Here is a 1252-nt window from a genome sequence, read left to right as displayed (position 1 = left end):
ATGGCCAGCCAAGGAAGCCGCCGCAGATGCTACGGCCGCCACGGCCGAGGCCGCCAAGAAGGCGGCCGACCACGCCGAGGAAGTGGCCAAGGACGCGCGCGAGAAGGCCAACGAGGCCAAGCATTGATAGACTGGCCACGCGTCCATTCCTTCTGGAATGGCGCGTGGCCACCTTGCTGCACGCACCTTCGCTCCACCTGCCGGATACCACGGTATCCGGGCCTGGACCGGTTCGCCGCCTAGTGGATGCCCTGTCGATCCACTTCTTATTTCCCGGTCTAGGTAGCAATGCAGCACAGTAAAGGCAGCAAAGTTGCGCTGGCATTTTCCGCACTGGTTTTCATCGGCATCGGCATTGGCGTTTTTGTCGGCGCACGGCATTTCATCGCCGATGCGGCGCTGGTGGCGCACACCCATGAAGTTATCGGCCGGATCGACGAGATCCAGGCACGCGTGCTGGATGCCGAGTCGGCCGAGCGCGGCTATCTGCTGACCGGCAGCGAAGCGTATCTGCTCGATTACCAGATCAGCGTCGAACGGGTCCCGGTACTGCTGTCGAACCTGATCAAGGCGGTGGCCGACAATCCCCCGCAGGCCCAAAGCGCCCGCACGCTTGAAGCGTTGGTGCAGCGGCGGCTGTCGCAGATCCAGCGCGTGGTGGACATCTACGACCAGCAGGGCCTGGAACCGGCGCGGGCGGCGATCACCCAGAACGCGTTCCGCACCACCAGCGCGATCCGTGAGCAGGCACTGACCATGGTGAACGTGGAGCAGGCGATGCTGGTGCAGCGTGCGGCCAGCTCCCGCCGCAGTGCCGACCTGCTGCTGGGCCTGGCCCTGGCCGGCATTCCGTTCGGCCTGATCGTGGTGGTGTCGGTCTACGGCATCCTGCTTTCGGAATTGAACCGGCGCAGCCGCGCGGAGCAGCGCGCCGCCAGCGCCAGCCTGCAATTGAGTGCCAACCTGGAACAGATGGAACGCGCCAGCACCGACCTGCAGACGCTGGGCCGCTACACGGGCCTGCTGCAGAGCTGCGCCAATCCGGAGGAGGCACTGGAAATCACCGCGCGCACGCTGGAAGCGCTGCTGCCTGACACTGCCGGTTCGGTCTACCTGCTGCGCGCCTCCAATGATCGTGCCGAGAGTATCGTCAGCTGGGGTACCCCGCAGGTGGAGACCGCCGCGTTCCTGGCGCCGGGCGACTGCTGGGCGATCCGCCGCGGCCAGCCCCATCTGGCTGACGATCTGCGCC

General features: G+C 66.0%; 1 protein-coding gene. It reads left to right on the top strand.

The features are described 5' to 3' along the window. Window positions 1–288: 288 nt before the first annotated feature. Window positions 289–1252 (top strand): CHASE3 domain-containing protein (locus JCM9942_RS16280; RefSeq protein WP_172675181.1); only part of this gene is annotated, 964 nt, incomplete at its 3' end.

Origin of the sequence: Stenotrophomonas pictorum JCM 9942, assembly GCF_001310775.1 — a bacterium.
GTDB lineage: Bacteria > Pseudomonadota > Gammaproteobacteria > Xanthomonadales > Xanthomonadaceae > Stenotrophomonas > Stenotrophomonas pictorum.
Note: the sequence above shows the minus strand (reverse complement) of the source record. Positions and strands in the feature narration are given on the sequence as shown.